We start from the raw sequence: 25366 nt of genomic DNA, 5'->3' as shown, positions 1-25366 counted from the left end.
CGACCTTTATCAAATACAACTCTACCGCTAAAACTCAAAACCGCTTTCAAATATCCGTGCCTGTCCGCTGATAGGATCGGTAAACTCAATTCTTTTTGCCAAAAGTTTCAAAGGTTTCCCATAATCCTCATCACCCGCCGCAGACGGAACGGGATAAAGTGCATCGTTCATCAGCGGCATGCCCAGGCTCATCATATGCACGCGCAGTTGGTGTTTTTTTCCCGTATGCGGCGTAAGGCGGTAGAGGCTGAACGCGCCACGGTTTTCGATAAGCTCGATTGTCGTGTGTGCGTTCGGCTCACCTTCCACTTCAAGTGTCGTAAAAAATTTTTCCCCGCGCACCATGCGTGAAGAAATGTTCAGCGGATAAACCAAATCCGTCCGCGTCGGTGCGATTGCCTGATAAGTTTTGCAGACAGTTTTATTTTGGAACATGGTTTGATAATCTCGGCGCGTGGCAGGATTGTGCGACAGCAGCATGACCCCTGCCGTATCCTTATCCAAGCGGTGAATCGGCGTAATGTCCGCTACATTCAAATGCTGCAATTGCGGCCGCAGGCGCAGGCGGGTCAGCAGCGTTTCACGCAAAAAACGCCCGCTGGGGATGACGGGCAGAAAATGCGGTTTATCAACCACGATAAGATGTTCATCGACAAACAGAATCTTCTCTTCAAACGGAATCCGTGGTTCGCTGTCCCTGCTGGTTTCACGGTAATAAAACATCGTCTCGCCCGCTTCAAACACCGTATGCTCGTTAAACGGCGTCCCGTCCGCACCTACCACAAAGCCGCTGTTCAGCCGCCTGCGCCAATTTTCTTCACCGACAAAAGGAAAGCGTGTGCAGAGAAAATGCAAAAGCGGCAGGCCGTAGAACTCTTTTTCATGCGGCAGCACCAAATAGCTGGGCTTTATACCGTTTAAAAGGGGGAGGGGGTTGGAGCGTTTTTTCATGCGGCGGATTGCTTATAAAAAAATTGTATAAAAATGATTGAATGGTTCTGTAATTGATAAATTCGACTGTCTAAACGGATTTAAGCTTTTGATTTAGCGTTTTATCATCGTTTTTTAAAAAAAATTTACAAAAATTGTTGACAATAAATATTTGATAAATTAATTTTTTAAAAAATATGATGAGAAACCGAGGAAGGCATGAAAAATATTTTCATCCCAATTTTTCCTTTGTGCCGTCTGTTGCTTTAGCTGAATTTTCTTTACTGATAGGGAAAGGGTTAAATTATAAGCTGCTGTCATTTATGTAAATAGTGAAAGTTGGTATTCGGAATTATCTTCTGCTATCTACATCCAGACAGACCCAGCAAGTTTATTTTCATTTCAACTGAACTTCAAGAAAATAATCGGAATAAGAATATGGGCTTGAGTATGGTAGGCATACCTTATGATATAAGAGAAAAGGCAGAATTGTATGGTAACGTCAGTTATTTATGGGAGGAAAGCCGTAATTTAAATGGTATGCTTAAAATAAAGCCAAGGATAAGAGCCTATAAAATATCAATTAGGGATTAATTATACTGCTGTTTAGGACGGTGAAAATCCGGCTTTATTAAATCATTTGTTGGCGGAGTTATAGGAGGAGCTGCTGGTGGATGTTCGCCATCATATTTATCTGCATCTTCTCCATCAAGAAAACCGCTGCTGACTCCAATTTGAATGGTGATGCGAAATGTCAAATTTGTACATAACATTTGCTTTGATGATTGCATTCAATATTATTTTACGCAAATTATATAAAAAATTTGCTTGTAAAAATGGTTGGTGTGAGTTCATCTATTATTTTGTTATCTTTTTTCTTAATATTCACATATTTGTTCATTATGTGAAATGGTGAGATATACGGCAGTCAAGATGATATATGCTGTTGTATATTTATTCTTGGTGAATATAATGAGAATGGTGTTACTCTTTTATACAAATTATTTATGAAGAGGAAGCTGAACGTGATACATCGTTTTTTTACTTGAAGTCCGAAATGTCAGACGGAGTACGCAGTCGGCCAGATAAAATGGTGGCGTGCATTTTGAATTTGAGCCAATAAGGTTGTCTGAAAATTTTTTTAGACGACCTTTTGGCCCAAACCCTTCATTGCCAAAACCTCACAACTCCTTAAAAATCAGCTATAATTGCCGACTATTTTGATTCCGGTATCCCTATTTGAAATGGCACAAAAAATCCAATCCGTCAAAGGCATGAACGACCTTTTGCCCGTCGAACAAAAAGATTTCAAGCTGACCGCTGCGTTTTGGCAGGCGTTTGAAGATGTGGTCGGCCGCTGGACGCGTGCTTATGGTTATCAGCAAATCCGTACGCCGATTGTCGAGCAGACGGGTTTGTTTGTCCGCTCCATCGGCGAAGAAACCGATGTGGTCGGTAAGGAAATGTACACTTTTTCCGATTCCAACGATTCTTTGAGCCTGAGTCTGCGGCCGGAGGGTACGGCATCCTGCCTGCGTGCGGTGGTCGAACACAATCTGTTGTACAACAGCCCGCAAAAGCTGTGGTACATGGGGCCGATGTTCCGCCGCGAGCGTCCGCAAAAAGGACGCTACCGCCAGTTTCATCAGGTCGGTATCGAGGCGTTGGGTTTTGAAGGTCCGGACATCGACGCCGAAATCATCGCGATGTCGGCGGATTTGTGGGACAAGCTGGGTATCCGCGATTACCTGACTTTGGAAATCAACAGCTTGGGTAACCGCGAAGAGCGTGCGGCGCACCGTGCGGCTTTGGTCGAATATCTGACCCGTTATGAAGACAAATTGGATGAAGACAGCAAACGTCGTCTGAAAACCAATCCGTTGCGCGTTTTGGATTCTAAAAATCCCGATTTGCAGGAAATCTGCAATGCCGCGCCGCATTTGACTGATTATCTGGGCGAGGAATCGCGCAATCATTACAGCCGTTTCAAAGCCATGCTGGAAGGCTTGGGCATTCAATATGTTGAAAATCCGCGGCTGGTGCGCGGCTTGGATTATTACAACCAAACCGTTTTTGAATGGACGACCGACAAACTCGGCGCGCAGGCGACGGTGTGCGGCGGCGGCCGTTACGACGGTTTGATTGAAGAACTCGGCGGCAAGCCCGCTCCGTCTATCGGCTTTGCAATGGGCATCGAGCGGCTGCTGCTGCTGGTTAGCGAATACGGTTCGCTGGAAGTCAATGCCGCGCCTGACGTGTACGCCATGCATCAGGGCGAGGGCGCGGATTTGCAAGTGATGAAATACGCGCAAGCCTTACGCGCACAAGGTTTCAACGTGATGCAGCATTCCGGCTATCAAAGCCTGAAAGCGCAAATGAAAAAAGCCGACAACAGCGGCGCGCGCTTTGCCCTGATTGTTGCGCAAGACGAATTGGCGAACGGTACGGTTACGCTTAAAGACATGAACGGCGCACACGGTCAGCAAACCGTCGCCGCCGACGATTTAATCCACACTTTACAACAATGGAAGAACGCATAAATGGCAGCCCATCTCGAAGAACAACAAGAATTAGACAATTTTAAATACTTTTGGAAAAGTACCGGCCGATGGCTGTTTGCCCTGCTGATCGCGGCGGCATTGGGCTATTTGGGCTATACCATGTATAAGAGCCATAAAGCCTCGCAAAGTCAGGAAGCTGCCGAAGTATTGGCGAAAATCGTCGATAAAATGCAGGCAAAAGCCTCGCAAGCCGAAGTGAATGCCGATTTGACCAACCTCCAGCAAAATTACCCGGACTCCATTGCCGCCGCGCAAGCGACGCTGATGGCGGCTGCGACCGAATATGATGCCCGCCGTTACGATGTGGCGGAAGGTCATCTGAACTGGGTGTTGAAAAACCAAAAAGCCCCGCTGGTTCAAGCATTGGCGGCGCAGCGTTTGGGCATCGTCCTGTTGCAGCAGAAAAAATACGATGCCGCGATTGCAGCCTTGAATACGAAAGTTGAAGCAGATTTCGAGCCGCTGCTTTTGGAAGCGAAAGGCGATGTTTATGCCGCGCAAAACAAAACCAAAGAAGCCGCGCAAAGCTATCAGCAGGCTTTGGAAAAGCTGCCTAAAGACGCCATCGAACGCGAATTGCTGCAAATGAAGCTGGATTCGCAAAAATAAGGTCATCTGAAAAATTGAAAGACTATGTGGCTTGTCGGAATCTTTCCGGCAAGCCTTGTCTGTTTTAATTGTGTTCCACTATATTTTCAGACGACCTTTTGTTTGAATATGCATCATGCAGGGACAAGATTCGCCGAACAGGTCGTCTGAAAAGGCAGATTATTTGGCTTTGCGTTTGAGTAGAAAATACATAGGTACGATATAAAAAAGCGTGCTGATAATTAATGAGACTATGATTTTGAGTGGTCGGTCTGTTTGATACACGCCGAGCAATAAGCCAATCCCGAAATTTACAGGGAGAAAAATGCATAGTGATGTTAAGATGATTTTTTTCATTGCGTAAAATCCATTAACTATGGCTGGATGAAACTCGCCATACCATATTTGTAGTTGATAAGCGCAGGCAAGTTCCCCAAGTCAAAGATGGCTGTATGGGACGGAAATTCCAGCTCAAGCCATTGTTACTGTTGAATCTATTTTCAGACGACCCCTTATCTTTTTTAACCTACCGTGTTTTGAAAACACCTGCTTGTGTTGCAGGTTCGCTTCCGAACCGACACTTGACACAGAAAGACCTCATCATGAAACCCACCATCGCCCTTGTCGGCCGCCCGAATGTTGGCAAATCCACCTTGTTCAACCGCCTGACGCGCACCAAAGACGCGCTTGTGCACGACCTGCCCGGCCTGACCCGCGACCGCCATTACGGACACGGCAAAATCGGCAGCAAACCTTATCTCGTCATCGATACCGGCGGTTTCGAGCCGGTTGTGGACAGCGGGATTTTGCACGAAATGGCGAAGCAGACCTTGCAGGCTGTCGATGAAGCCGATGCCGTCGTGTTCTTGGTGGACGGCCGCACCGGCTTGACCCCGCAAGACAAAATCATCGCCGACCGTCTGCGCCAAAGTCCGCGCCCCGTTTATCTGGCGGTAAACAAAGGCGAGGGCGGCAACAGAGCCGTGCTTGCCGCCGAGTTTTACGAGTTGGCATTGGGCGAGCCGCACGTTATTTCCGGTGCGCACGGCGACGGTGTGTATTACCTGATTGAAGAAATTTTAGAAAATTTCCCTGAGCCTGAAGCCGAAGAAGCCGATGTAAAACATCCCGTTTTTGCCGTTATCGGTCGTCCGAATGTCGGCAAATCCACGCTGGTTAACGCCATTCTCGGCGAAGAGCGCGTGATTGCCTTCGATATGGCAGGCACGACGCGCGACAGTATCCACATCGATTTCGAGCGCGAAGGCAAACCGTTTACCATCATCGATACCGCAGGTGTGCGCCGCCGCGGCAAAGTCGATGAGGCGGTGGAAAAGTTCTCCGTTATCAAAGCCATGCAGGCGGTTGAAGCGGCAAACGTTGCCGTTTTGGTGTTGGATGCGCAGCAGGACATCGCCGACCAAGATGCCACGATTGCCGGTTTCGCCTTGGAAGCAGGGCGCGCGCTGGTGGTTGCCGTCAATAAATGGGACGGCATCAGCGAAGAGCGGCGCGAGCAGATCAAACGCGACATTTCCCGCAAACTGTATTTCCTCGATTTTGCCAAGTTCCACTTCATTTCCGCATTGAAAGAACGCGGTATAGACGGGTTGTTCGACAGCATTCAGGCAGCCTACAACGCTGCCATGATTAAGATGCCGACGCCGAAAATCACCCGCGTCCTGCAAAGCGCCGTCGAGCGTCAACAGCCGCCGCGCGCAGGTTTGGTACGCCCGAAAATGCGTTATGCCCACCAAGGCGGCATGAACCCGCCTGTGATTGTCGTACACGGCAATTCGCTGCACGCGATTTCCGACAGCTATACGCGCTACCTGACCCAGACGTTCCGCAAAGCCTTCAACCTGCAAGGCACGCCGCTGCGGATTCAATACAATGTTTCGGAAAACCCGTATGAAAATGTGGAAGACAAACCGAAGAAAAAACCGCTGCGCCGGGTCAGCCTGAGCAACCGCATCGAAAAACGCGAAGGCCGCAAGGAAGAGAAAAACCGTTTTAAAAAGAAAACCAAAGTCAGCGTGAAAAAACAGCACAGCAAATAAATCTGACGGAACAAGGGGCGCACCGCGAGGCTTGCCCCTTTTAGATTGCTGTCGGGACGAATAGGGCGGTTGGAGGTGAATCCTCTTAAAGATTTTAGCTAAGGGATTGTAATAAAAATTTTTTATCTGATGATAAGGTCGTCTGAAAATCCAAATCTGCCGACCTGTTCCCTATGGTAAAAATCGTTTGTATTAAAATGATTTATATAACGCATTTGGGTAAAAAATCGTTGGAAAGCCCGTCGTTTGATAGAGGTTTGCATATTCTTACGGAAAAATAGTTGGTAATTTTTCTCGTTCGGGTCTACAATCCGACTCATGTTCGTTTTCAAAACGATTTCAAAATCATAATAATGGAGCTTAGAATATGACAGCTAAAGGACAAATGTTACAAGATCCTTTTTTGAATGCGTTGCGTAAAGAGCACGTTCCGGTTTCGATTTATCTGGTCAACGGTATCAAACTGCAAGGCCAAGTCGAGTCGTTTGACCAATACGTCGTTCTGCTGCGTAATACTTCCGTTACCCAAATGGTTTATAAACACGCGATTTCAACTATCGTCCCTGCCCGTGCCGTAAGCCTGCAACACGAGAACAAACCCCAAGCCGCCGCGGCTGCCCCGGTTCAAGTTGAGACCGTGCAACAACCTGCCGAATAATGTATGTAACGCATTAATCGATTCTGATACCTTACCGCTTGGCCGGTAAGGTATTTTTATTTTCAGACGACCTTTAATTTTATGCAGCTCGAAAACATCCTCCCTTTTGCACACTCGCTTCTCAAACAAGCCTTAAAACCCGATGCCCGCGCTTTGGACGGTACGGCGGGAAACGGCAACGATACGCTGATGCTGGCGCGTTCGATCGGCAGCGGCGGGAAAGTGTGGGCGTTTGACGTTCAAGAGCAGGCATTGGCAAACACCCGAATGCGCTTGGAAGAAGCGGGCATGGTGGATAGGGTGGCGCTGATATTGGACGGACATGAAAACCTTGCCGTCCATATCCGCGAAGCGCTGGACGCGGCGGTATTCAATTTCGGCTGGCTGCCCGGCGGCGATAAAAGCTGTACGACAAAAGCGGCAACCAGTATCCGCGCGTTGGCATCCGCCTTGTCGCTGCTGAAAACGGGCGGGGTGGCGGTTGCCGTCCTGTATCCCGGGCATGAGGCGGGGCTGCATGAAGCGCAGGCAATCGAAGATTGGGCGCAGCGGTTGCCGCAGGATGAATTTGCCGTTTTGCGTTATGGTTTTATCAACCGCCGCAACTGCCCGCCGTATTTGTTGGCGTTTGAAAAGTTACGTCAAGAATGAATGTTTGGGGTAGAATAGGCGCTTCTTTCAAAAACAATAACGTGCGACCGCTATGCAATATCTGTTTGTAAAATACAGCCATCAGATTTTCGTCACCATCACCATTTTGGTGTTCAATATCCGCTTCTTCCTGCTTTGGCGGCATCCCGACAAACCTTTGGCGGGATTCTGGAAAGCCCTTCCCCACCTGAACGACACCATGCTGCTCTTTACCGGCTTGTGGCTGATGAAGATTACCCACTTTTCGCCCTTCAACGCGCCCTGGCTCGGCAGCAAAATCCTGCTGCTGCTGGTTTACATCGGGCTGGGCATGGTCATGATGCGCGCCCGTCCGCGTTCGCCGAAGTTTTACGCCATTTATGTGTTGTCGATGGCTTGCGTCGGCTGCATCGTCTATCTTGCCAAAACCAAAACGCTGCCGTTTTAAAGAGGTCGTCTGAAAATGCCGCAAACCCATTTTGCCGTCATCGCTTTGGGCAGCAACCTTGCCGAACCTGCCCGCCAAGTCCGCGCCGCCTTGTCCGTGCTGGAGGCGCATCCGCAGATTCAAATCGAAAAAACTTCCTCGCTGTATGTGACCGCGCCGGTCGGCTACGACAATCAGCCTGATTTCGTCAATGCCGTTTGTTCCGTCCGCACTTCATTAGACGGCGTTTCGCTGCTTGCCGTGTTGAACCGCATCGAGGCGGATTTCGGGCGGGAACGCACGTTCCGAAACGCCCCGCGCACATTGGATCTGGACATCATCGATTTTGACGGCATCTCCAGCAGCGACCCGCATCTGACCCTACCGCATCAGCGCGCGCACGAACGCAGCTTTGTGATGAAGCCGCTGGCAGAAATCCTGCCCGATTTTGTTTTGGGCGGACACGGACGGGCGGCGGATTTGGCGGTCGCTTTGGGCGATGAAGGTGTACACCTGTTTGAAGCTGTTTGAAGCAAGGTAGTGAAATAAAACGCCAGTTTGCTTTGATCGCGTGTCGAAGTTTCTATTTGAAGCAAGCTAGGTTCAAGAGGTCGTCTGAAAAGGGAAATGGCTTGGAAGTTTCCTTTTTCAGACGACCTTTCAAGAAGGACGGCGGCAGGTTTGGGCAAACTCCGTCGGTCTGATAAAATGCCACCTTTCCAAAATATCAAAACAAAATCATCCATCAAACCATGAACTACCGTTATATTGTCGTCGAAGGCTCCATCGGCAGCGGGAAAAACGCCTTGAGCCGCCGCCTTGCAGAACATTTCAGCGCGCTGTCGCTGGCGGAAAACCCCGAACACAACCCCTTCCTCATGAAGTTTTACGCCAACGCCTCCCATCACGGCTTGGCAACCGAGCTTTTTTTCCTGATGCGCCGCGCCGAAAGCGTGGACATCATCAAAAACGAATACGCACAAGGCGGCATGGTCGTCGCCGATTTCCTGTTGGAAAAGGACCGGATTTTCACGCCGGTCGTGTTGAATGAAGACGAGCAGCAGCTCTTCGCCGATTTGAAACAAAAAATCCTGCCGCAGTATCCCGCGCCCGATTTGGTGATCTACCTGCAAACCGCCGTGGACGGCAACCGCAAACGCCTGCAAAAACGCGGCGACGGCATCATCAATCTCTTCCCCGAAGGCTATTTGGGGCGGATACACGAGGGATACAGCCAGTTTTTCCACCTTTATCAAAACGCCCCGCTGCTGACCGTCAATGCCGACGAGTTGGACTTGCAAGGCAATGATGAACATTTCCGGCTGTTGCTCAATGCGCTGAATGATTTGCAGGGAACGCGCAATTATCTGAATTTGAGCGAACGCTGACGCAGTTTGCAAGATTGTGGTGAAACGCCGAAGCGGCTATGTTGGGGGATTTATTTTATTTCCTTGCCCGCTTCTGCGTTTCCGTCTTAGGTCGTCTGAAAGGAGACATCATGACCCAATACCGATTCACTTTGCCCTCAAGCAGCGGCAACGACTTCGATTCCGCCGAACATCTGCCGCTGATTGTCTATTTCTACCCCAAAGACAGCACGCCCGGCTGCACCACCGAAGGCTTGGATTTCAACGCCCGTTTGCCGCAATTTAAAGAACTCGGCTACACCGTCGTCGGCATCTCGCGCGACGGCGTGAAATCGCATCAGAATTTCTGCGCCAAACAAGGCTTCAATTTTGAATTGTTGAGCGACAAAGACGAAACCGTGTGCAAAATGTTTGACGTGATCAAGCTGAAAAAACTGTACGGCAAAGAGTCTTTGGGTATTGAACGCAGCACATTCGTATTGGACGCAAACGGCGAAATCATCCACGAATGGCGGAAAGTCAAAGTCGCCGGACACGCGCAGGAAGTGTTGGAAACGCTGTCCCGATAAACCGATAATGCAGCAAAAGGTCGTCTGAAAACGAACATGGCGGGCTCTGCCCAAGCAGGTTTTCATTTTCAGACGACCTTTTATAATGGACGTCAATCAGGGCAGGGTTGGCTTGTCCTGATTCATATTCGATCCACGATACCCCATCTTCGGACTGCCTGTAAAACCCCATGACCAACGAACTCATAGACAAACTGCTCGAATCCCTGTGGCTGCAAGACCGTCTCAGCCATAACACCTTGCAAGGCTACCGCCGCGATTTGGAAAAAATCGCCGCGCGTTTGGAAGCGGGCGGGCATACTTGGCTGGATGCCGAAGCCGCCGATTTGGCGGATGCCGTCTATGTGACGGACGAAAAACACAGCTCGCAGGCGCGCGCCTTGTCCGCCTGCAAACGCCTATACGCCTGGTTGGAAGAGACTGAGCGTCGGACGGACAACCCGACCCGTTTCCTCAAAGCCCCGAAACAGACGCAAAAGCTGCCCACCCTGATTACCGAAGCGCAAATCGAAAATTTGCTTGCCGCACCCGATACCGACACGCCGCACGGCCTGCGCGACAAAGCCCTGCTCGAAGTCATGTACGCCACAGGTTTGCGCGTAACCGAAGCCGTCAAGCTCCAACTGGGTGATCTCGACCTCAACCGCGGCTGCATCCGCACCATAGGCAAAGGCGACAAACTGCGTATCGTGCCTATGGGCGAAGAAGCCGTTTACTGGATCGAACGCTATTGCGCCGAATCGCGCCCGCTGCTGCTCAAAAACAAAATCTGCGACGAAGTCTTCGTCAGCCAAAAACGCAGCGGCATCTCCCGCCAACTCGCGTGGATGATTGTCAAAAACTACGCCGAAGCAGCCGGCATCACCTCACTCAGCCCGCACGGCCTGCGCCACGCCTTCGCCACCCACCTCGTCAACCACGGCGTCGATTTGCGTGCCGTACAGCTTATGCTCGGACACGCCAACATCAACACTACCCAAATCTACACCCACGTCGCCAACATCCGCTTGAAAAACATCGTTGACGAACACCATTCGCGGAATTAAACGATTCTATTGAAAAAGGTCGCCTGAAAACGGAAATTTCGTTTTCAGAACGTGTTCATTGTCTCAGCCTCTGCTGTAAACTATCGGCATGAACAGAAAAACCTACCCAAGCGATATCAGTCGCGAGCAATTTGCGCCTCTCCTTCCCCTGCTGGAAAGTGCCCGTAAACGCACAGCGCCACGCCAGGTGGACTTGTACGATGTCTTTTGTGCCATTCTCTACCTGCAACGCACTGGCTGCTCCTGGCACGCTTTGCCGGGCGACTTCCCCAAATGGCGCACCGTGCATTCCTACTTCCAGAGATGGACCGAACCACGCGAGAGTGGCATCAGCATCCTTGAGGAAGCATTAAAAAAATCAGGTAGTTGCGGAGCGCCGCAAGCAGGGGCGCCATGAAGCAACTACTTTCCTGATTATTGATGCGCAGAGTGTGAAGAACACGGATACCGCCATGGAAAAAGGCTACGATGCGGGCAAGAAGGTTAGCGGTATCAAGCGACATATAGCGGTTGACACGCAAGGTTTGCCGCATGCCCTTGCGGTAACGACGGCGGATGTTACGGATAGAAAAGGCTGCCTGGTGGCATTGGAACGTGGGCGGGATAATCTTGGTGCGATACAAAAAATCCTTGCTGACGGTGGTTACACGGGTAAGGCATTTGCTTCGTCGGTACAGGAGTTGATTGGTGCGGAGGTAGAGATTGCCAAACGAAACGAATTGCACCGTTTTGCAGTATTGCCGAAGCGATGGGTAGTAGAGCGCAGCTTTTCCTGGTTGGAAAAGAACAGGCGGCTTTGGAAAAACTGCGAGCGTAAGTTGAGTACCAGTCTGCAAATGGTAGCTTTGGCTTTCTTGGGAGTCCTGCTACGAAGACTATGAACACGCTCTAAGGCGTCCACGCCAGCCGCCTTCAGGCGGCTGTGTGTTGAAACTTTCCGCCTTTCGCGTGCTTCGGCAAGCGATATACCAGCCGCCTTCAGGCGGCTGTGTGTTGAAACCTGTATTACTTTTGCGCTGCGATTACTCATAAACCCAGCCGCCTTCAGGCGGCTGTGTGTTGAAACATTGACCCAGTGGTTGAAGCGGCGACCAGTGGCCCAGCCGCCTTCAGGCGGCTGTGTGTTGAAACCCAAAACGGAACCCGCAAGTTCGCGCAGATGTTCCCAGCCGCCTTCAGGCGGCTGTGTGTTGAAACGTATAAGGCATGAAACTTATCAACATTGATGCGTTCCAGCCGCCTTCAGGCGGCTGTGTGTTGAAACCGTAATGCGGACGGGGGTTTTATCCAAGCCAAGCCCCCAGCCGCCTTCAGGCGGCTGTGTGTTGAAACAAAATCCACCGTATCAGAGGTAAACCTCACGCGGAACCAGCCGCCTTCAGGCGGCTGTGTGTTGAAACAAAATCCACCGTATCAGAGGTAAACCTCACGCGGAACCAGCCGCCTTCAGGCGGCTGTGTGTTGAAACTGACTGATGGCAGGCGGCATGTGCTGCGCGAAGTCCAGCCGCCTTCGGGCGGCTGTGTGTTGAAACAAGTGTTTGATGCGCGGCAAATCTAAGTTGTCGGCAGCCGCCTTCGGGCGGCTGTGTGTTGAAACAGCGATTCGGGCGGTATGCCGCCGTCTGCGTTTGCAGCCGCCTTCGGGCGGCTGTGTGTTGAAACGGATTGATTAAAATGCTACACGGAAAACCGCCCCAGCCGCTTTCAGGTGGTTGTGTGTTGAAACAGACGACCTCTACCGTACTGGCGATTGATTTTGCTAGCTGCCTTCAGGCGACTGTGTATTGAAACCCGTAGCCGAGGGAGCAGATGTAGAGGCGCAGGCTCAGCCATCTTCAGCTAACCATATGTCGAAACCAGACGGTGCTTTCCTGATTTAAACCGCCTGTAACCATTTACTTTTTGATGGTTATCTCTGAAAAATTATCTGTAAAATAGGAAATTTTTAATCCATCAAATCTCTGTCTTTCAGACGATTGAAATCGGATTTGTTCTGTTCTGATCAAATCAGATTTTCCAGCTTCGGGCTGTCGGATAAATTTGATGCAATGCAGGGTTTGATTGGCAAGGGGCTGGATAAAAATGGCAGCTTTGTTATAATAAAACTACTGGCAGTTACATACTTTTCTTGGCATTGCGCCGTTTTATTCATATTAACGAAAGAGGAAAACAAAATGTTTCCAGAATATCGCGATTTAATTTCCAAATTAAAACAAGAAGACGCCCACTTCGCCCGTCTGTTTGACGAGCATAATGAGTTGGACGATAAGATTACAGGTTTGGTTAATAATCCTGTTACCAGCGGTGCTGATGAGATTGAAGAGCTGAAAAAAGCCAAATTGAAACTGAAAGACGAGTTGTACGCTTTGTTGCAAAAGGCTTCAGGCAAGTAATCGGGATTTGAATAAGGTCGTCTGAAAACCGGATTTGGTTTTTCAGACGACCTTTCGTTTATTTAAACAATTTGAACCAACGCTTCAGGCGGCTTGTTCGTGCATTGTGTGAAGGCGGCTTTGCGCAGGGTTTTCTTGAAACCATTTCAATTCGTCGCGCAGGGAAACGACTTCGCCGATAACGATCAGCGCGGGGCGCGGGGCGTTTTCTGCCAGCTCGGACAGGTTTTTCAGATGACCTGTCACGACGCTCTGATGCGGAAGCGTGCCGTTGGAGACGATGGCGACGGGTGTGTCGCCGCTGCGTCCGTGTGCCATCAGTTTTTCGGCGGTTTCGGCGGCTTTGAGCGTGCCCATATAGACGACCAGTGTTTGGTTGCTCAGGGCGAGCGTGCGCCAGTCGGGTTGGTGGCCGTCATGTTTGCTGTGTCCGGTAACGAAGAGCGCGCTTTGGGCGCAGTCGCGGTGCGTCAGGGGGATGCCTGCGTAGGCGGTCGCACCCAGTGCGGCGGTGATGCCGGGGATGATGCGGTAGGGGATGTTTGCCTGCCGCAGGACTTGGGCTTCTTCGCCGCCGCGCCCGAAAACGAAGGGGTCGCCGCCTTTGAGTCGGACGACGCGCAAACCTTGGCGGGCGTATTCGACCAGGAGGCGGTTGGTTTCTTCTTGTTGGACGTGGTGCGAGCCTGCGCGTTTGCCGACGCTGATTTTGTCGGCATCTTTGCGCACCATGCTTAAGACGTCGTCTGAAACCAAGGCATCGTGGAACACAACATCCGCCGCCTGTATCGCCTGCAAAGCATGCAAGGTGAGCAGCCCTGCGTCGCCGGGGCCTGCGCCGACAAGGACGACTTCGCCTTTTGCCGCGCCGAAGCCGTCAAGCTGCGCGGCAAGCTCTGCTTCGGCGGCATCAAGGTTGCCTTGGGCGGCGAGCGCATTAAAGCGGCTGTCGAACAGGTTTTCCCAAAAACGGCGGCGGTTTGCCGTGCCTTTGATTTTGGCTTTGACCGCGTTGCGCCATTTGCCGGCGAGTGCCGCCATTTGACCGGTGTGCAGCGGGATGAGCGTTTCAATGATTTGCCGCCACTTGCGCGCCAAAACGGGAGCGGTCGCGCCGCTGGAGACGGCGATTTTGAGCGGGCTGCGGTCGATGACGGCGGGGACGGTGAAGGAACACAAATCCGCGGTATCGACGGTGTTGCAGAGTTTCGCCCGCTGCTCCGCCGCTTGGAAGATGCGGCGGTTGAAGGCGTAATCGTCGGTGGCGGCGACGGCGAAAAACACGTCATCCAAATCGTCCTCGTGAAATTCGCTGCCCAGCCATTCGATTTTGCCTTCGTCCGCCCACTTTTGGAAAACGGGATTGAGTTCGCGGGCGACAACCCTGACCGCAGCCCCTGCCTGCAACAGGCTTTCGGCTTTGCGTTCCGCCACTTTGCCCGCACCCGCCAGCAGGACGGGGCGGCCGTTCAAATCGGCAAACAGGGGATAATGGTTCATGGCGTGTTCTCTTATTAAGTTATCGTGCCGCCCATCTTAAAATCCCGCAGGCTTCGGCGGAAAGAATGGTTTTTGCTTATCTTATCGAATTTGGTTATATGGTGGGAGACCTTTGCAAAATTCCCCAAAATCCCCTAAATTCACACCAAGACATTTAGGGGATTTTCCATGAGCACCTTCTTCCGGCAAACCGCACAAGCCATGATCGCCAAACACATCGACCGCTTCCCATTATTGAAGTTGGATCAGGTGATTGATTGGCAACCGATCGAACAATACCTGAATCGTCAAAGAGCCCGTTACCTTCGAGACCACCGCGGCCGTCCCGCCTATCCACTGTTGTCCATGTTCAAAGCCGTCCTGCTCGGACAATGGCACAGCCTCTCCGATCCCGAACTCGAACACAGTCTCATCACCCGCATCGATTTCAACCTATTTTGCCGTTTTGACGAACTGAGCATCCCCGATTACAGCACCTTATGCCGCTACCGCAACTGGCTGGCGCAAGACGACACCCTGTCCGAATTGCTGGAACTGATTAACCGCCAACTGACCGAAAAAAACCTAAAAGTAGAGAAAGCATCCGCCGCCGTCATTGACGCCACCATTATTCAGACCGCCGGCAGCAAACAGCGTCAGGCCATAGAAGTCGATGAAGAAGGACAAGTCAGCGGCCAAACCACACCGAGTAAAGACAAAGATGCCCGCTGGACAAAGAAAAACGGTCTCTACAAACTCGGTTACAAACAACATACCCGTACCGATGAGGAAGGCTATATCGAGAAACTGCACATCACCCCCGCCAATACCCATGAGTGCAACCACCTGTCGCCTTTGCTGGAAGGCATTGCCGAAGGTACGACCGTCTATGCCGATAAAGGATACGACAGTGCGGAAAACCGGCAACATCTGAAAGAACATCGGTTGCTGGACGGCATTATGCGCAAAGCCCACCGCAACCGTCCGCTGACGGAAGCGCAAACCAAACGCAACCGATATTTGTCGAAGACCCGTTATGTGGTCGAGCAAAGCTTTGGTACGCTGCACCGTAAATTCCGCTACGCCCGGGCAGCCTATTTTGGTCTGCTCAAAGTGAGTGCGCAAAGCCATCTGAAGGCGATGTGTTTAAACCTGTTGAAAGCGGCTAACAGGCTAAGTGTGCCTGTTGCCGCCTAAAAGGCGGCCCGGATGCCTGATTATCGGGTATTCGGGGAGGATTAAGGGGATATTTGGGTAAAATCAGGAGCAATTAGGGGCGGAAATAGACGAAAACCTGTGTTTGGGTTTCGGCTGTCGGGGGGAAGGGCTTTTTTGCAAAGGTCTCGGTGGATTAAATTTAAATCAGGACAAGGCGACGAAGCCGCAGACAGTGCAGATAGTACGGCAAGGCGAGGCAACGCCGTACTGGTTTAAAGTTAATCCACTATATGTGTCGTTTCCGTTGCCGCGCGGCAAAAAGGTCGTCTGAAAACGCCAATCCCTTTTCAGACGACCCCGCCAATATAACGAAATCATCTTTGCTTCAAACAAACCATTCTTTCCGTTTTTCAGACGACCTCTTTAGAGTACCGCCTTATCCGAGTTTTGCTAAAGAGAACAATATGTCTATTCAAAACCACCACCTAGACTGGCTCGAAGCCGAGTCCATCTACATCATCCGCGAAGTCGTTGCCGAAGCGAAAAATCCCGCGCTGCTGTTTTCCGGTGGCAAGGATTCCGTCGTTTTGCTGGCGCTGGCGGTCAAAGCGTTCAAACTCGAAGGCCGTCCGCTCAAGCTGCCGTTCAAGCTGCTGCACGTCGATACGGGACACAATTACCCCGAAGTGATTCAGTTCCGTGATGAAACCGTCGCGCGCACGGGCGTGCAACTGGTGGTCGGCAGCGTCGAAGATTCCATCAAAAAAGGCACGGTCGTCCTGCGCCGCGAAACCGATTCGCGCAACGCCGCGCAGGCGGTTACACTGGTGGAAACCATTGAAGAACAGGGCTTTGACGCGCTGATGGGCGGCGCGCGGCGCGATGAGGAAAAAGCGCGGGCGAAGGAGCGGATATTTTCGTTCCGCGACGAATTCGGACAATGGGACCCGAAAAGCCAGCGTCCCGAACTGTGGTCGCTCTACAATACGCGGCTATTCAGCGGCGAAAACATGCGCGTGTTCCCCATTTCAAACTGGACGGAACTCGACATCTGGCAATACATCGCCCGCGAAAACCTCGCGCTGCCGCCGATTTATTACAGCCACAAACGCGAGGTCGTCGAACGCGGCGGGCTGCTCGTCCCCGTTACCCCGCTGACGCCGAAACGCGAAGGCGAAGTTTCCCAAATCCGCGACGTGCGCTTCCGTACCGTCGGCGACATTTCCTGCACCTGCCCCGTAGCCAGCACCGCCGCCACGCCCGAAGACATCATCGCCGAAACCGCAGCGGCAACCATCTCCGAGCGCAGCGCCACGCGCATGGACGACCGCGTGTCGGAAGCGGCGATGGAAGAGCGCAAAAAGGCGGGGTATTTTTGAGCGGAGCTGCTGGCAAAATCGGTTTGAGTTGAAACCCAAGCCGATGACTTTGTTCCGGAAACATTGTGATGAAGAGCGAAAAAAGTCGTCTGAAAAACCAAATTTAGGTTTTCAGACGACTTTTTCGTTTACGGCTTTAATGTTTATTCGATGACAACACGCGCGTTAAGCGGCTGGACGGGGCGGTTGTTGTGCGAGCCGACGGCGCGGGTGAATTTTTCTGCCTGCGCCTGATCAATGTAGTCGTAGGTTTTCAACAGCAGCCACGATACGCCTTCGCTGCACGGCGGCGTGGTCAGTGAGCCGGCAAAGCGGTAGTATTTCAGCCGTTTCGGCAGCAGGGTGCCGGCGTCGAAAGCTTTGTCGAGGTTTACCTTTCCTTCCTTCATCGGCATCACGTTCCATATAGGCGCGAGGCGGTCGTTGGTCTTGCCGGCTTCGTACAATACTGCCAATACCAAAGGCTGGCGGTTTTCGTCTAGGTGGACGAAGTGGGCTTCCATCGGGAAGGTGCGGCCTTTGATTTGGTTTTCACTGGGGACGTGGAAATGGAATTGTTTCAGGGTGTAGGTGCGTCCGTTCACGCTGAGGGTATTGCCGCCTTCGGGGTAGTTGACTTGAATGGTGTGGCCGTTGTTTTCCACGTTAACCGCGCTCGGCTTGTAATTGACTTTGATGGCGGGCAGTCTGCCGGAGACGGTTTCTGTGATGTTGACGGGGGATTGGTTTTTGCCTGTGGAACACAAACGGAACTCTTCAGAAAGCTCGCCCCAGCTTTCGGGGGAGTCGTGTCCGGTGTAACCCCAATGGGTGTGGTTTCCGTGTGCGGCGGCGGAGAATGCTGCGAAGGTGGACAGCAGGAAAACAGTCAGACGAGGCAACGTACGGGTCAAGCAGGGCATTGCAATATCCTTTCTGTAAGGAGGAGGGGAAAAGCATTGCGGTGCGTGTATAGAATATTGTTATTTTTTATTGAACCATAGCCATATTAAATCATCAGGTCAAGCCTTCTTTTGCTAATTAATTTAAGGCTATGAAGTTAAAGCGAATTCATTTTTTAAAAAACGATATTGTCGTTTTAGGAATGGATAATAATTTGCAATAGAAAAACGCTGATTGGCGCGAGAGAAAAATTAAAGGAAAACCGCCCTATGAAAAAGGTCGTCTGAAAACCTGAATTTGGGTTTCAGACGACCTTTTGCTTTGCCTGACAAGGGTTATTTGTGCAGCCCGCATTCTTTGCTGTCTTTGCTTTCCCACCACCAGCGTCCGGCACGGATGTCTTCGTCTGCTTTGACGGGGCGGGTGCAGGGTTCGCAGCCTATGCTCGGGTAGCCTTGGAAATACAAGGCGTTGAGCGGGACGTCGTAGGCTTGGGCGTATGCCCAGACGTCGTTTTCTTCCCAGTCGAAAATGGGGTTGAACTTGGCGATGTTGCGGCTGTGGTCGGTTTCTTCGAAATCCAATTCGCTGCGGGTGGCCGATTGGCTGCGGCGTTGTCCGGTCAGCCAGGCGGGGGCGTTTTTCAGGGCGCGGTTGAGCGGCTCAATTTTGCGGATGTGGCAGCAACGGCGGCGCAGCTCGACGCTGTCGTACATGGCGGTTGCGCCGAATTCCTGCTCAAACTGTCGCGCGCTTTCGGGGTCGGGGTGGAAAACTTCCAGATCGATTTGGTAGCGGACGTTGACGGCGGTAATCAGGGCGGCGGTTTCGGGATTGAGCTTGCCTGTGTCGAGGGTGATGATGCGCAGGGGGAGTTTCAGGCGGCAGATGGCGTCGGTAATGATCATGTCTTCGACGGCAAGGCTGGAGGCGAAGACGGCTTGCGGATAACGGCGGGCGATGTGTTTGAGGCGGGTTTCGAGCGTGGCGGTCAACTCGGGCAGCCGGCGCCGTTCGGCTTCGCCTGTCGTCGGGATGCGCCAAAGCTGGGGACGGAAGAGGGACATGGTTGGCTTGTTCCTTGTTTTTTGTTTTCAGACGACCCCTCTTGCGGCAAAGGGCTCGTCTGAAAGTTTGTACGGAACATTATTGTCGGGCGGTCTCGCGCGAAGGGGAAAGAATGCTTTTCTATTTCTTTATAACCAAAGCGATTGCTGCTGGTCTTTCGGCACGAGGTGGTTCACGCCTATGCCGATCAGGCGGAAGGCGTCTTCGCGCTGGGGCGGCACGCGCTGCATCAGGGTTTGCGCGGCGCAAAGCAGGGCGTTGGTGTCGGGCAGGACGGAAGAGTAGGTCAGGGAGCGGGTGATGATGCGGAAATCGTGGGTTTTCAGCTTGAGGGTTACGCCTTTGGCTTCGACGTTTTTGCGCGTGATTTGCCGCCACAGGTCTTCGGCAAGATGGGGCAGATGTCCGGCGGCCTGTTCGAGCGACAGGTCTTCGGGCAAGGTGATTTCGGTGGAGATTTGGAGGCGTTCGCGTTCGGCTTTGACGGGGCGTTCGTCCGTACCGCGTGCCAAATCATAAAGGCGGTAGCCGTAGCGTCCGAAATGGTTTAACAGTTCGCCGCGCTCGAAACGGCGCAAATCGCCTGCCGTCTGCATACCCAGCGACTGCATTTTTTTCAACGTTACCTTGCCCACGCCGGGAATTTTGCCCAAGGGCAGGGTTTCCAAAAATGCCATGACTTTGTGCGGCGGCAGGACGAATTGCCCGTTCGGCTTGCGCCAGTCCGATGCGATTTTCGCTAGAAATTTGTTCGGCGCGATGCCTGCGGAAGCGGTCAGGCCGGTTTCCGCAAAAATGGCGGCGCGGATTTCTTTGGCAACTTCGCTGGCGTATGGGATGTTTTTGAAATTATGGGTCACGTCAAGATAGGCTTCGTCCAGCGACAGGGGTTCGATTAAATCAGTATAGCGCCTGAATACGGCGTGAATCTGCGCGGAAACCTGACGGTACAAATCGAAATGCGGCGGCACATACACCGCTTGCGGACACAGCCTTTTCGCCGTCGCCACCGACATCGCGGAATGCAGCCCGAACTGCCGCGCCTCATACGATGCGGCGCAAATCACCGAACGCGCGCCCTCCCACGCGACGACCACGGGCAGTCCTTTCAAATGCGGCTGCTCGCGCAGTTCTACCGATGCGTAGAACGCGTCCATGTCGATATGGATGATTTTGCGCTGGGACATTGAAGACGGTCGGGAAGGAAAAAGAGACGGGTATTTTAGCGGAAAACGATAGAGGAAGGTCGTCTGAAACCAGTTTCAGACGACCTTTGCCGGTTTATTTGATTTGATAGTCTAAAACGAAACGCGCCGCATCATCTTGAGCCAGAATTTCCGTCAGCTTGGGCAGCGTATCCGCCAATTTTTTTGCCAGCAGATAGGGCGGATTGATGACGAGCATCCCGCTGCCGTGCATACCGAAGCCGTCTTCACGAGCTTTGTGAACATAAAGCTCGGCTTGAAGGTAATTTTCGGGCATGAGTTTTTTCAACTGTTCCGGCATCTTACGGCTCTCTTCGCGGTTCAAGCAGGGATACCAAACCAGATAACAGCCCGACTCGAAACGTTTGAGCGCGTCTTGCAGGGTTTGGACGACGCGGCGGTAATCTTGTTTCTCCTCATAGGGTGGGTCGATCAGTACCACGGCGCGGCGCGGCGGAGGGGGAAGCAGCGAAATCAGTCCGCGATAGCCGTCGGCTTGCGCGATTTGCCCGCGTTTGCCCAGGCGGGCTTCTTTCATGTTGTTTTGCAAATGCGCAAAATCGGCAGGATGAAGCTCGAACAGGCGAAGTTTGTCGCATTCTCTGGTGAGAAAGCGGGCAAGCCAGGGCGAGCCGCAGTAGAGGTTTTCATCGGGCAGGATTTCTTTCAGACGACCGGTAAAGTCGGACAAATCCGAGGGCAGCGCATCTGCTTGAAGCAACCGTGCAATCCCCTGCCGGTATTCTCCGACCTTCTGCGCCTGCTCGCCACGCAAATCATACAAACCTGCGCCGCTATGGGTGTCGATATACCAATACGGTTTGTCTTTGAGGTTGAAATATTCCAGTGTCAGGAAGAGGGTGAAATGTTTGAGCATATCGGCGTGGTTGCCGGCATGGAAGGCGTGGCGGTAGCTGAGCATGGCAGGGGTCGTCTGAAAACAGTGAAGGGCGATTATATCCGCAAATGCAGCGGGACTGTTGCCGGGCTTTCAGACGACCTTGGGATTGCGCTGGAAGTAAACCGTCCTGACAGGCTGCCGTCGCGGAAATTTTTGTTTTGTCCGATATAATACAGGTCGTCTGAAACTCGGATTTCCGTTTTCAGACGACCTTTTTTCAATACGGGAAACGAAGATGGCTGAGAATACTGCCGATGATTTGAACCTTGCCGCCGCACAAGCGGCCGGGCATTTGCTGGAGCGTTGCGTACCGGAGGATGCTGCGGTGCTGACGCCGTATGTGTTGCGGCTGTTTGCTGCTTTGCAGAACGGGCATTCGTTTGTTTGGCTGGATGAGGGCGAGGCGGAGGAATTGGCGGGATTGGCGCCGACGGTCGGGCAGGGCACGTCGCCGTTGGTGTTGCAGGGCAGAAAGCTGTTTTTGGGGCGGATGTGGCAGCTCGAGCATGATTTGGCGGCTGAAATCAAGCGTTTGGCAGAAGCGGAAGTCGAGCCTGTGGATTGGATGAGCGCGTCGCAAAACTTGTCCGGCTGGTTTGCCGACAAAGGCAGCGCAGGGCAGCGGGATGCGGCGGGGCTTGCCCTGCTTCAAGCGTTTATGCTGATTACGGGCGGGCCGGGTACGGGCAAGACGACGACTGTGGCGAAACTTTTGGGGCTGGTTTGCACCAACTCTGCCACGCGCCTGCCGCGTATTGCGCTTGCCGCGCCGACGGGCAAGGCGGCGGCGCATATGGCGCGCGCGCTGCATCGGGCAGTGGACGGTTTCGAGATGCCGGATGCGGTGCGCAATCATTTGTCCGCGCTGGAAGGGCAGACGGTCCACCGCCTTTTGAAACTGCGCCCGCCGCAAATGCTGCCTGCGTTTGACGGCAACCACCCGCTGCCTTTGGATGTGTTGGTGGTGGATGAGGCTTCGATGTTGGATGTTTCCCTGCTGCTTCACTTGCTGCGTGCGATTCCGTCGGGCTGCCGCGTGATTTTTTTGGGCGACGAGTTCCAACTGCCTTCGGTCGGCGTCGGCGCGGTATTGGCGGCGTTGTCGAGACGGACGGTTTTGGATAAGGAGACGGCGGATCAGCTGAGCATTTATCTGCCGGAACACGGTTTCCCCGTGGAGGAAAATCCGCCGGTTTTGTCGCAAAACGTCGCGCAACTGACAGTCAGCCACCGTTTCGGCGCAGACAGCGGCATCGGCTGTCTGGCTAGGGCGGTCGTATCGGGCAAGAGCGGGGAAGGTTGGGCGCAGTTTGCCTTGTTCCCCGACGAACTGGAAATCCGCGAAGGTCGTCTGAAACAGCAGGCGGAGCTGCTTTACCGCAAACACGAAAAATACTGGCAGGCAGTCGATAAAAACGATGTGGCGCTGGCGTTCGGACACGCGGCGGATGTGGTCGTTTTGGCGGCATGGCGGCAGGACGCGGAGGCGTTCAACGAAGAGTATTGCCGTTATCTGCAACGCAAACATCGGGCGGGCGCGGATACGCCGTGGTTCGCGGGACAAATCATCATGATTGCGCGCAACGACTATACGCTGGAAGTGTTCAACGGCGACATCGGGCTGATTATGCCCGACGCGGAATCGGCGAACGGCTTGGCGGCGTATTTTCCGAATGCGGACGGTTTCAAAAAAATCGCCATCAGCCGCCTGCCGCAGTTTGATTCCGCGTTCGCCATGACCGTGCATAAAAGCCAAGGTTCGGAATATCGGGAAGTCTGGCTGCTGCCGCCGTCGGGGAAAATAGAGCAGGGCGGAGATGACGCGCTGTCTGGCTTAAACAATGCGCTGCTCTACACCGCCATCACCCGCGCGCGGGAACGCTTCGTCTTTTGGGGAAATGAAGAACAATGGCGGTTGGCGGTGGAGACCCGCAAAACCCGCCGCACGGCATTGGGCGACATCTTGGACGCGATGTTCGTGCCGAAAGCTTGAATCAAACCCTAAAGGTCGTCTGAAAACGGAACGGATGCTGCCGGGAGTTTTCAGACGACCTTTCTCTATTGATATGCGTCAAAATCAGTTTGGAAATAAGCATAATACTCTAAATCTTCTTGACGGTTTGTGCCGTCTTTCATAGGATTACAGCCGTTCGATTACAAAAATTAGTAAATTTCTAACAAATATTGATTAGGAATTTTTGTTAAAAATACCTTTTACCCTTCAATCGGAGATTGGCATGAACATCCAAAAAAACTTTGCCGTTGTATGTGCTGCCTTGGCGGCATTACCCACCGCATTTGCAGAAACCGCTAGCGTAGAGCGCGATGCCGCCGCATTGGCAACGACGAGCGATTACGTCAATTCGGGCAGCGTCATCCGCAAAGACGAAGACAAAATCAGCATTTTCAACGATTTGCTGACCGTAAACGGCACATTCCGCGTCCGTGCCGACACCAAAGACATCAATGCCAACAACAGCAGCACCAATCCCACGCCCGACGCCTCCAATACCAATTTCAACGCCGAATTCTGGTTGCGCGCCAAACTTTATAAAGACTGGAAACTGGTGACCCAAATCGAACCCAACATCGACTTGAAAACCGGCAAATTCAACGGCGACCATGATGTTCCCGTGAACAAACTCTATGCTGAAGGCTCAATTACCGAAGGCGTCAAAGCCCGCGTCGGTAAATTCGGTGCATTCTCCTCCTACGGACGCGTCTGGGATACCGAAGTAACCGGCGGCGAAATCTTCTTTGACAACAAAACCCTGCCCACCAAAATCTATGCTGGCCGCCGTACCGGCAGCCTCAACGACAACGTATGGGGCATAGGCGGCCGCCGCAAACACTTCGCCGCCATTCAAAGCAGCCTGCCGATTAACGAAAACATCAACGTCGGCGCAACCGTCAGCTACATGAAAGACATAGACGTGCGCGGCGCGAAGAAAAACGCCGTCTTCGGCGAAATCGGCGCAGATGTCAAATTCAATGACGATTGGCGTTGGATGGCGGCAGTCAGCAAGTCCAACATCAAAGCCTATAACGACGCAGGACAAAAAATCAAAAACGACGGCGTGTTTACCGAAGTCCGCTATAAACTTGCCGACTGGAAAGTCCGCAATTCCTACGACGCCTTCCTGAATTACCGCCGCGTCGGTGCGCTTTCGGGCGTATCTTCCGTACAAGACTACAGTAAAAACGTACAAGGCGTACAAGTCGGCGCGACCTACGTTCCTTGGAAAAACTGGAAAGTGTCAGGCTTTTACTTGGCGGGCAAACAAGTTACCCCGACTGCCGGCTCAAGCAGACAAGACGTCAACGTCTTGCGCGGTCAAGTGGAATACAAATTCTAAGCCGTTTGGATAAAGGTTTTGTAGAAACGAAAAAACAGGCAGGGAAAACCTGCCTGTTTTAGTTCGGATAAGATTTCAGATGACCTTTACCTGTTTCCTGATAAAGGTCGTCTGAAAAGTACGATTCCACCAAGACAAACTCCGAATCCTACCAGCTGTCGCGTTTCATGCGGTCGAGTTGGCGGCGGTCGCGTTTGGTCGGCCTGCCGTCGGGATACGCCGCGCTGATGCGGCTTGCTTGGTCGAGTTGTTTCTGCGCTTCGCGTTCGGCGGCGGTTTTCATGTCTTCTTCGTAAAGCCGGCGCGCTTCGGGGGCGGGGCGGCGCTGGTGGTTGAGTGCCAATACTTTGATTTTGTAAGGCAGCGAATTGAGCGTCAGGTCGATGATGTCGCCCGCGCTGATGTTTTTGCTGTTTTTGACTTTGGCGCCGTTGACCTGAACCCTGCCCAATTCGATATGTTTTTGAGCCAGCGCGCGGGTTTTGAAAAAGCGTGCAGCCCAAAGCCATTTGTCGAGCCGCATCGCCGTATTGTCGTGTTCGTTTTTCATAGCCTGTTTGAAATGATTGAACTGAATGGAAGTTTATCATAAGATACGGCACTTCATTTGTTTAGTGCAGATATACTATATCGTTGTAAAAGGTCGTCTGAAAAGGCATCCGCCCGATTATCTGCCGTTTTGCACGGCATATCCTCCATGAGAAATG

General features: G+C 52.3%; 25 protein-coding genes and 1 CRISPR repeat array. Of the genes, 17 read left to right on the top strand and 8 right to left on the bottom strand.

Annotation, left to right across the window (positions count from 1 at the left end; genetic code table 11):
* Positions 1-27: 27 nt before the first annotated feature.
* Both MON37_RS06580 and MON37_RS06575 read right to left on the bottom strand, forming a co-directional pair.
* Positions 28-951 (bottom strand): pseudouridine synthase, encoded by a 924-nt coding sequence (locus tag MON37_RS06580; protein ID WP_039409970.1) that lies wholly within the window; start codon positions 949-951, stop codon positions 28-30.
* A 569-nt stretch (positions 952-1520) separates the two neighbouring features.
* Positions 1521-1703, bottom strand: coding sequence for a hypothetical protein (locus MON37_RS06575; protein ID WP_141743189.1), 183 nt, complete (start codon positions 1701-1703; stop codon positions 1521-1523).
* A 471-nt stretch (positions 1704-2174) separates the two neighbouring features.
* On the opposite strand from MON37_RS06575, the gene hisS reads away from it, so the two are divergent.
* The 12 genes from hisS (at position 2175) to MON37_RS06515 (ending at position 13231) form a co-directional block, all read left to right on the top strand.
* Positions 2175-3470, top strand: a complete 1296-nt coding sequence (gene hisS / locus MON37_RS06570; RefSeq protein ID WP_039409966.1) for a histidine--tRNA ligase — start codon at positions 2175-2177, stop codon at positions 3468-3470.
* Positions 3471-4100: a YfgM family protein gene (locus MON37_RS06565; RefSeq protein WP_003755348.1), complete on the top strand. Its 630-nt coding sequence runs from the start codon at positions 3471-3473 to the stop codon at positions 4098-4100.
* A 581-nt stretch (positions 4101-4681) separates the two neighbouring features.
* Complete coding sequence (gene der / locus MON37_RS06560) at positions 4682-6139, top strand: ribosome biogenesis GTPase Der (protein WP_039409962.1); 1458 nt, start codon at positions 4682-4684, stop codon at positions 6137-6139.
* A gap of 367 nt (positions 6140-6506) precedes the next feature.
* Positions 6507-6797 carry an RNA chaperone Hfq gene (gene hfq, locus MON37_RS06555; protein ID WP_003755341.1) on the top strand — a complete coding sequence of 97 codons (291 nt, stop codon included), beginning with the start codon at positions 6507-6509 and terminating at the stop codon, positions 6795-6797.
* An 81-nt stretch (positions 6798-6878) separates the two neighbouring features.
* Positions 6879-7448, top strand: a complete 570-nt coding sequence (mnmM, locus tag MON37_RS06550) for a tRNA 5-(aminomethyl)-2-thiouridylate-methyltransferase MnmM (protein WP_039409956.1) — start codon at positions 6879-6881, stop codon at positions 7446-7448.
* A gap of 52 nt (positions 7449-7500) precedes the next feature.
* Positions 7501-7875 (top strand): SirB2 family protein, encoded by a 375-nt coding sequence (locus tag MON37_RS06545; RefSeq protein ID WP_039409953.1) that lies wholly within the window; start codon positions 7501-7503, stop codon positions 7873-7875.
* A gap of 15 nt (positions 7876-7890) precedes the next feature.
* A complete protein-coding gene (gene folK / locus MON37_RS06540) occupies positions 7891-8385 on the top strand; it encodes a 2-amino-4-hydroxy-6-hydroxymethyldihydropteridine diphosphokinase (protein ID WP_039409950.1) in 495 nt (164 codons plus the stop codon).
* Positions 8386-8606: 221 nt separating this feature from the next.
* Positions 8607-9242, top strand: a complete 636-nt coding sequence (locus tag MON37_RS06535; protein WP_039409947.1) for a deoxynucleoside kinase — start codon at positions 8607-8609, stop codon at positions 9240-9242.
* A gap of 110 nt (positions 9243-9352) precedes the next feature.
* Complete coding sequence (locus MON37_RS06530; protein ID WP_003742666.1) at positions 9353-9790, top strand: peroxiredoxin; 438 nt, start codon at positions 9353-9355, stop codon at positions 9788-9790.
* A gap of 170 nt (positions 9791-9960) precedes the next feature.
* On the top strand, positions 9961-10836 hold the full coding sequence (xerD, locus tag MON37_RS06525) for a site-specific tyrosine recombinase XerD (RefSeq protein ID WP_039409944.1): 876 nt from the start codon (positions 9961-9963) through the stop codon (positions 10834-10836).
* An 88-nt stretch (positions 10837-10924) separates the two neighbouring features.
* Positions 10925-11717 (top strand): IS5 family transposase gene (locus MON37_RS06520; protein ID WP_242883556.1). Its coding sequence is split into 2 segments (ribosomal slippage): positions 10925-11188 and positions 11190-11717, totalling 792 coding nucleotides; the frame shifts between segments, so codons are not numbered across the junction.
* A 21-nt stretch (positions 11718-11738) separates the two neighbouring features.
* A CRISPR array of direct repeats spans positions 11739-12629; the repeat unit is 32 nt; unit sequence CCAGCCGCCTTCAGGCGGCTGTGTGTTGAAAC.
* Positions 12630-13012: 383 nt separating this feature from the next.
* A complete protein-coding gene (locus MON37_RS06515) occupies positions 13013-13231 on the top strand; it encodes an HP1242/YdcH family protein (protein WP_029609831.1) in 219 nt (72 codons plus the stop codon).
* A gap of 84 nt (positions 13232-13315) precedes the next feature.
* Here the strand turns inward: MON37_RS06515 and cysG are convergent, their stop codons facing one another.
* Entirely contained in the window at positions 13316-14731 is a 1416-nt protein-coding gene (gene cysG, locus MON37_RS06510) for a siroheme synthase CysG (RefSeq protein ID WP_039408703.1), read from the bottom strand.
* Between the two features lie 168 nt (positions 14732-14899).
* On the opposite strand from cysG, the gene MON37_RS06505 reads away from it, so the two are divergent.
* Both MON37_RS06505 and cysD read left to right on the top strand, forming a co-directional pair.
* Positions 14900-15907 carry an IS5 family transposase gene (locus tag MON37_RS06505; RefSeq protein ID WP_242883552.1) on the top strand — a complete coding sequence of 336 codons (1008 nt, stop codon included), beginning with the start codon at positions 14900-14902 and terminating at the stop codon, positions 15905-15907.
* A 425-nt stretch (positions 15908-16332) separates the two neighbouring features.
* The gene (gene cysD, locus MON37_RS06500; protein WP_003757409.1) at positions 16333-17247 is read left to right on the top strand and encodes a sulfate adenylyltransferase subunit CysD; all 915 of its coding nucleotides are present in this window, start codon (positions 16333-16335) and stop codon (positions 17245-17247) included.
* Between the two features lie 143 nt (positions 17248-17390).
* Here cysD and cah read toward each other — a convergent pair whose 3' ends face one another.
* The 4 genes from cah to MON37_RS06480 all read right to left on the bottom strand — a co-directional run bounded on the left by cah (position 17391) and on the right by MON37_RS06480 (position 21324).
* Positions 17391-18149 carry a carbonic anhydrase gene (cah, locus tag MON37_RS06495; protein WP_039410204.1) on the bottom strand — a complete coding sequence of 253 codons (759 nt, stop codon included), beginning with the start codon at positions 18147-18149 and terminating at the stop codon, positions 17391-17393.
* A 315-nt stretch (positions 18150-18464) separates the two neighbouring features.
* Positions 18465-19196 carry a phosphoadenylyl-sulfate reductase gene (locus tag MON37_RS06490; protein ID WP_039410207.1) on the bottom strand — a complete coding sequence of 244 codons (732 nt, stop codon included), beginning with the start codon at positions 19194-19196 and terminating at the stop codon, positions 18465-18467.
* A 129-nt stretch (positions 19197-19325) separates the two neighbouring features.
* On the bottom strand, positions 19326-20384 hold the full coding sequence (gene dinB / locus MON37_RS06485) for a DNA polymerase IV (RefSeq protein WP_039410209.1): 1059 nt from the start codon (positions 20382-20384) through the stop codon (positions 19326-19328).
* Positions 20385-20478: 94 nt separating this feature from the next.
* The gene (locus tag MON37_RS06480; protein ID WP_039410212.1) at positions 20479-21324 is read right to left on the bottom strand and encodes a 23S rRNA (adenine(2030)-N(6))-methyltransferase RlmJ; all 846 of its coding nucleotides are present in this window, start codon (positions 21322-21324) and stop codon (positions 20479-20481) included.
* Between MON37_RS06480 and MON37_RS06475 the strand changes: the two genes are divergently transcribed.
* The 3 genes from MON37_RS06475 to MON37_RS06465 all read left to right on the top strand — a co-directional run bounded on the left by MON37_RS06475 (position 21268) and on the right by MON37_RS06465 (position 24659).
* Positions 21268-21474 carry a hypothetical protein gene (locus MON37_RS06475; RefSeq protein WP_167333232.1) on the top strand — a complete coding sequence of 69 codons (207 nt, stop codon included), beginning with the start codon at positions 21268-21270 and terminating at the stop codon, positions 21472-21474. The genes MON37_RS06480 and MON37_RS06475 overlap by 57 nt on opposite strands.
* Positions 21475-21538: 64 nt before the next feature.
* Positions 21539-23296 (top strand): exodeoxyribonuclease V subunit alpha, encoded by a 1758-nt coding sequence (recD, locus tag MON37_RS06470; protein WP_039410214.1) that lies wholly within the window; start codon positions 21539-21541, stop codon positions 23294-23296.
* A gap of 244 nt (positions 23297-23540) precedes the next feature.
* Positions 23541-24659: a hypothetical protein gene (locus MON37_RS06465; protein WP_039410217.1), complete on the top strand. Its 1119-nt coding sequence runs from the start codon at positions 23541-23543 to the stop codon at positions 24657-24659.
* A gap of 148 nt (positions 24660-24807) precedes the next feature.
* Here the strand turns inward: MON37_RS06465 and MON37_RS06460 are convergent, their stop codons facing one another.
* On the bottom strand, positions 24808-25209 hold the full coding sequence (locus MON37_RS06460; protein ID WP_039410219.1) for an RNA-binding S4 domain-containing protein: 402 nt from the start codon (positions 25207-25209) through the stop codon (positions 24808-24810).
* Positions 25210-25366 lie beyond the last annotated feature (157 nt).

The sequence above is a fragment of the Morococcus cerebrosus genome, from assembly GCF_022749515.1.
Taxonomy (GTDB): domain Bacteria; phylum Pseudomonadota; class Gammaproteobacteria; order Burkholderiales; family Neisseriaceae; genus Neisseria; species Neisseria cerebrosa.
The sequence above is the reverse complement of the archived record's forward strand: the minus strand, read 5'-3'. Positions and strand labels throughout refer to the sequence as shown.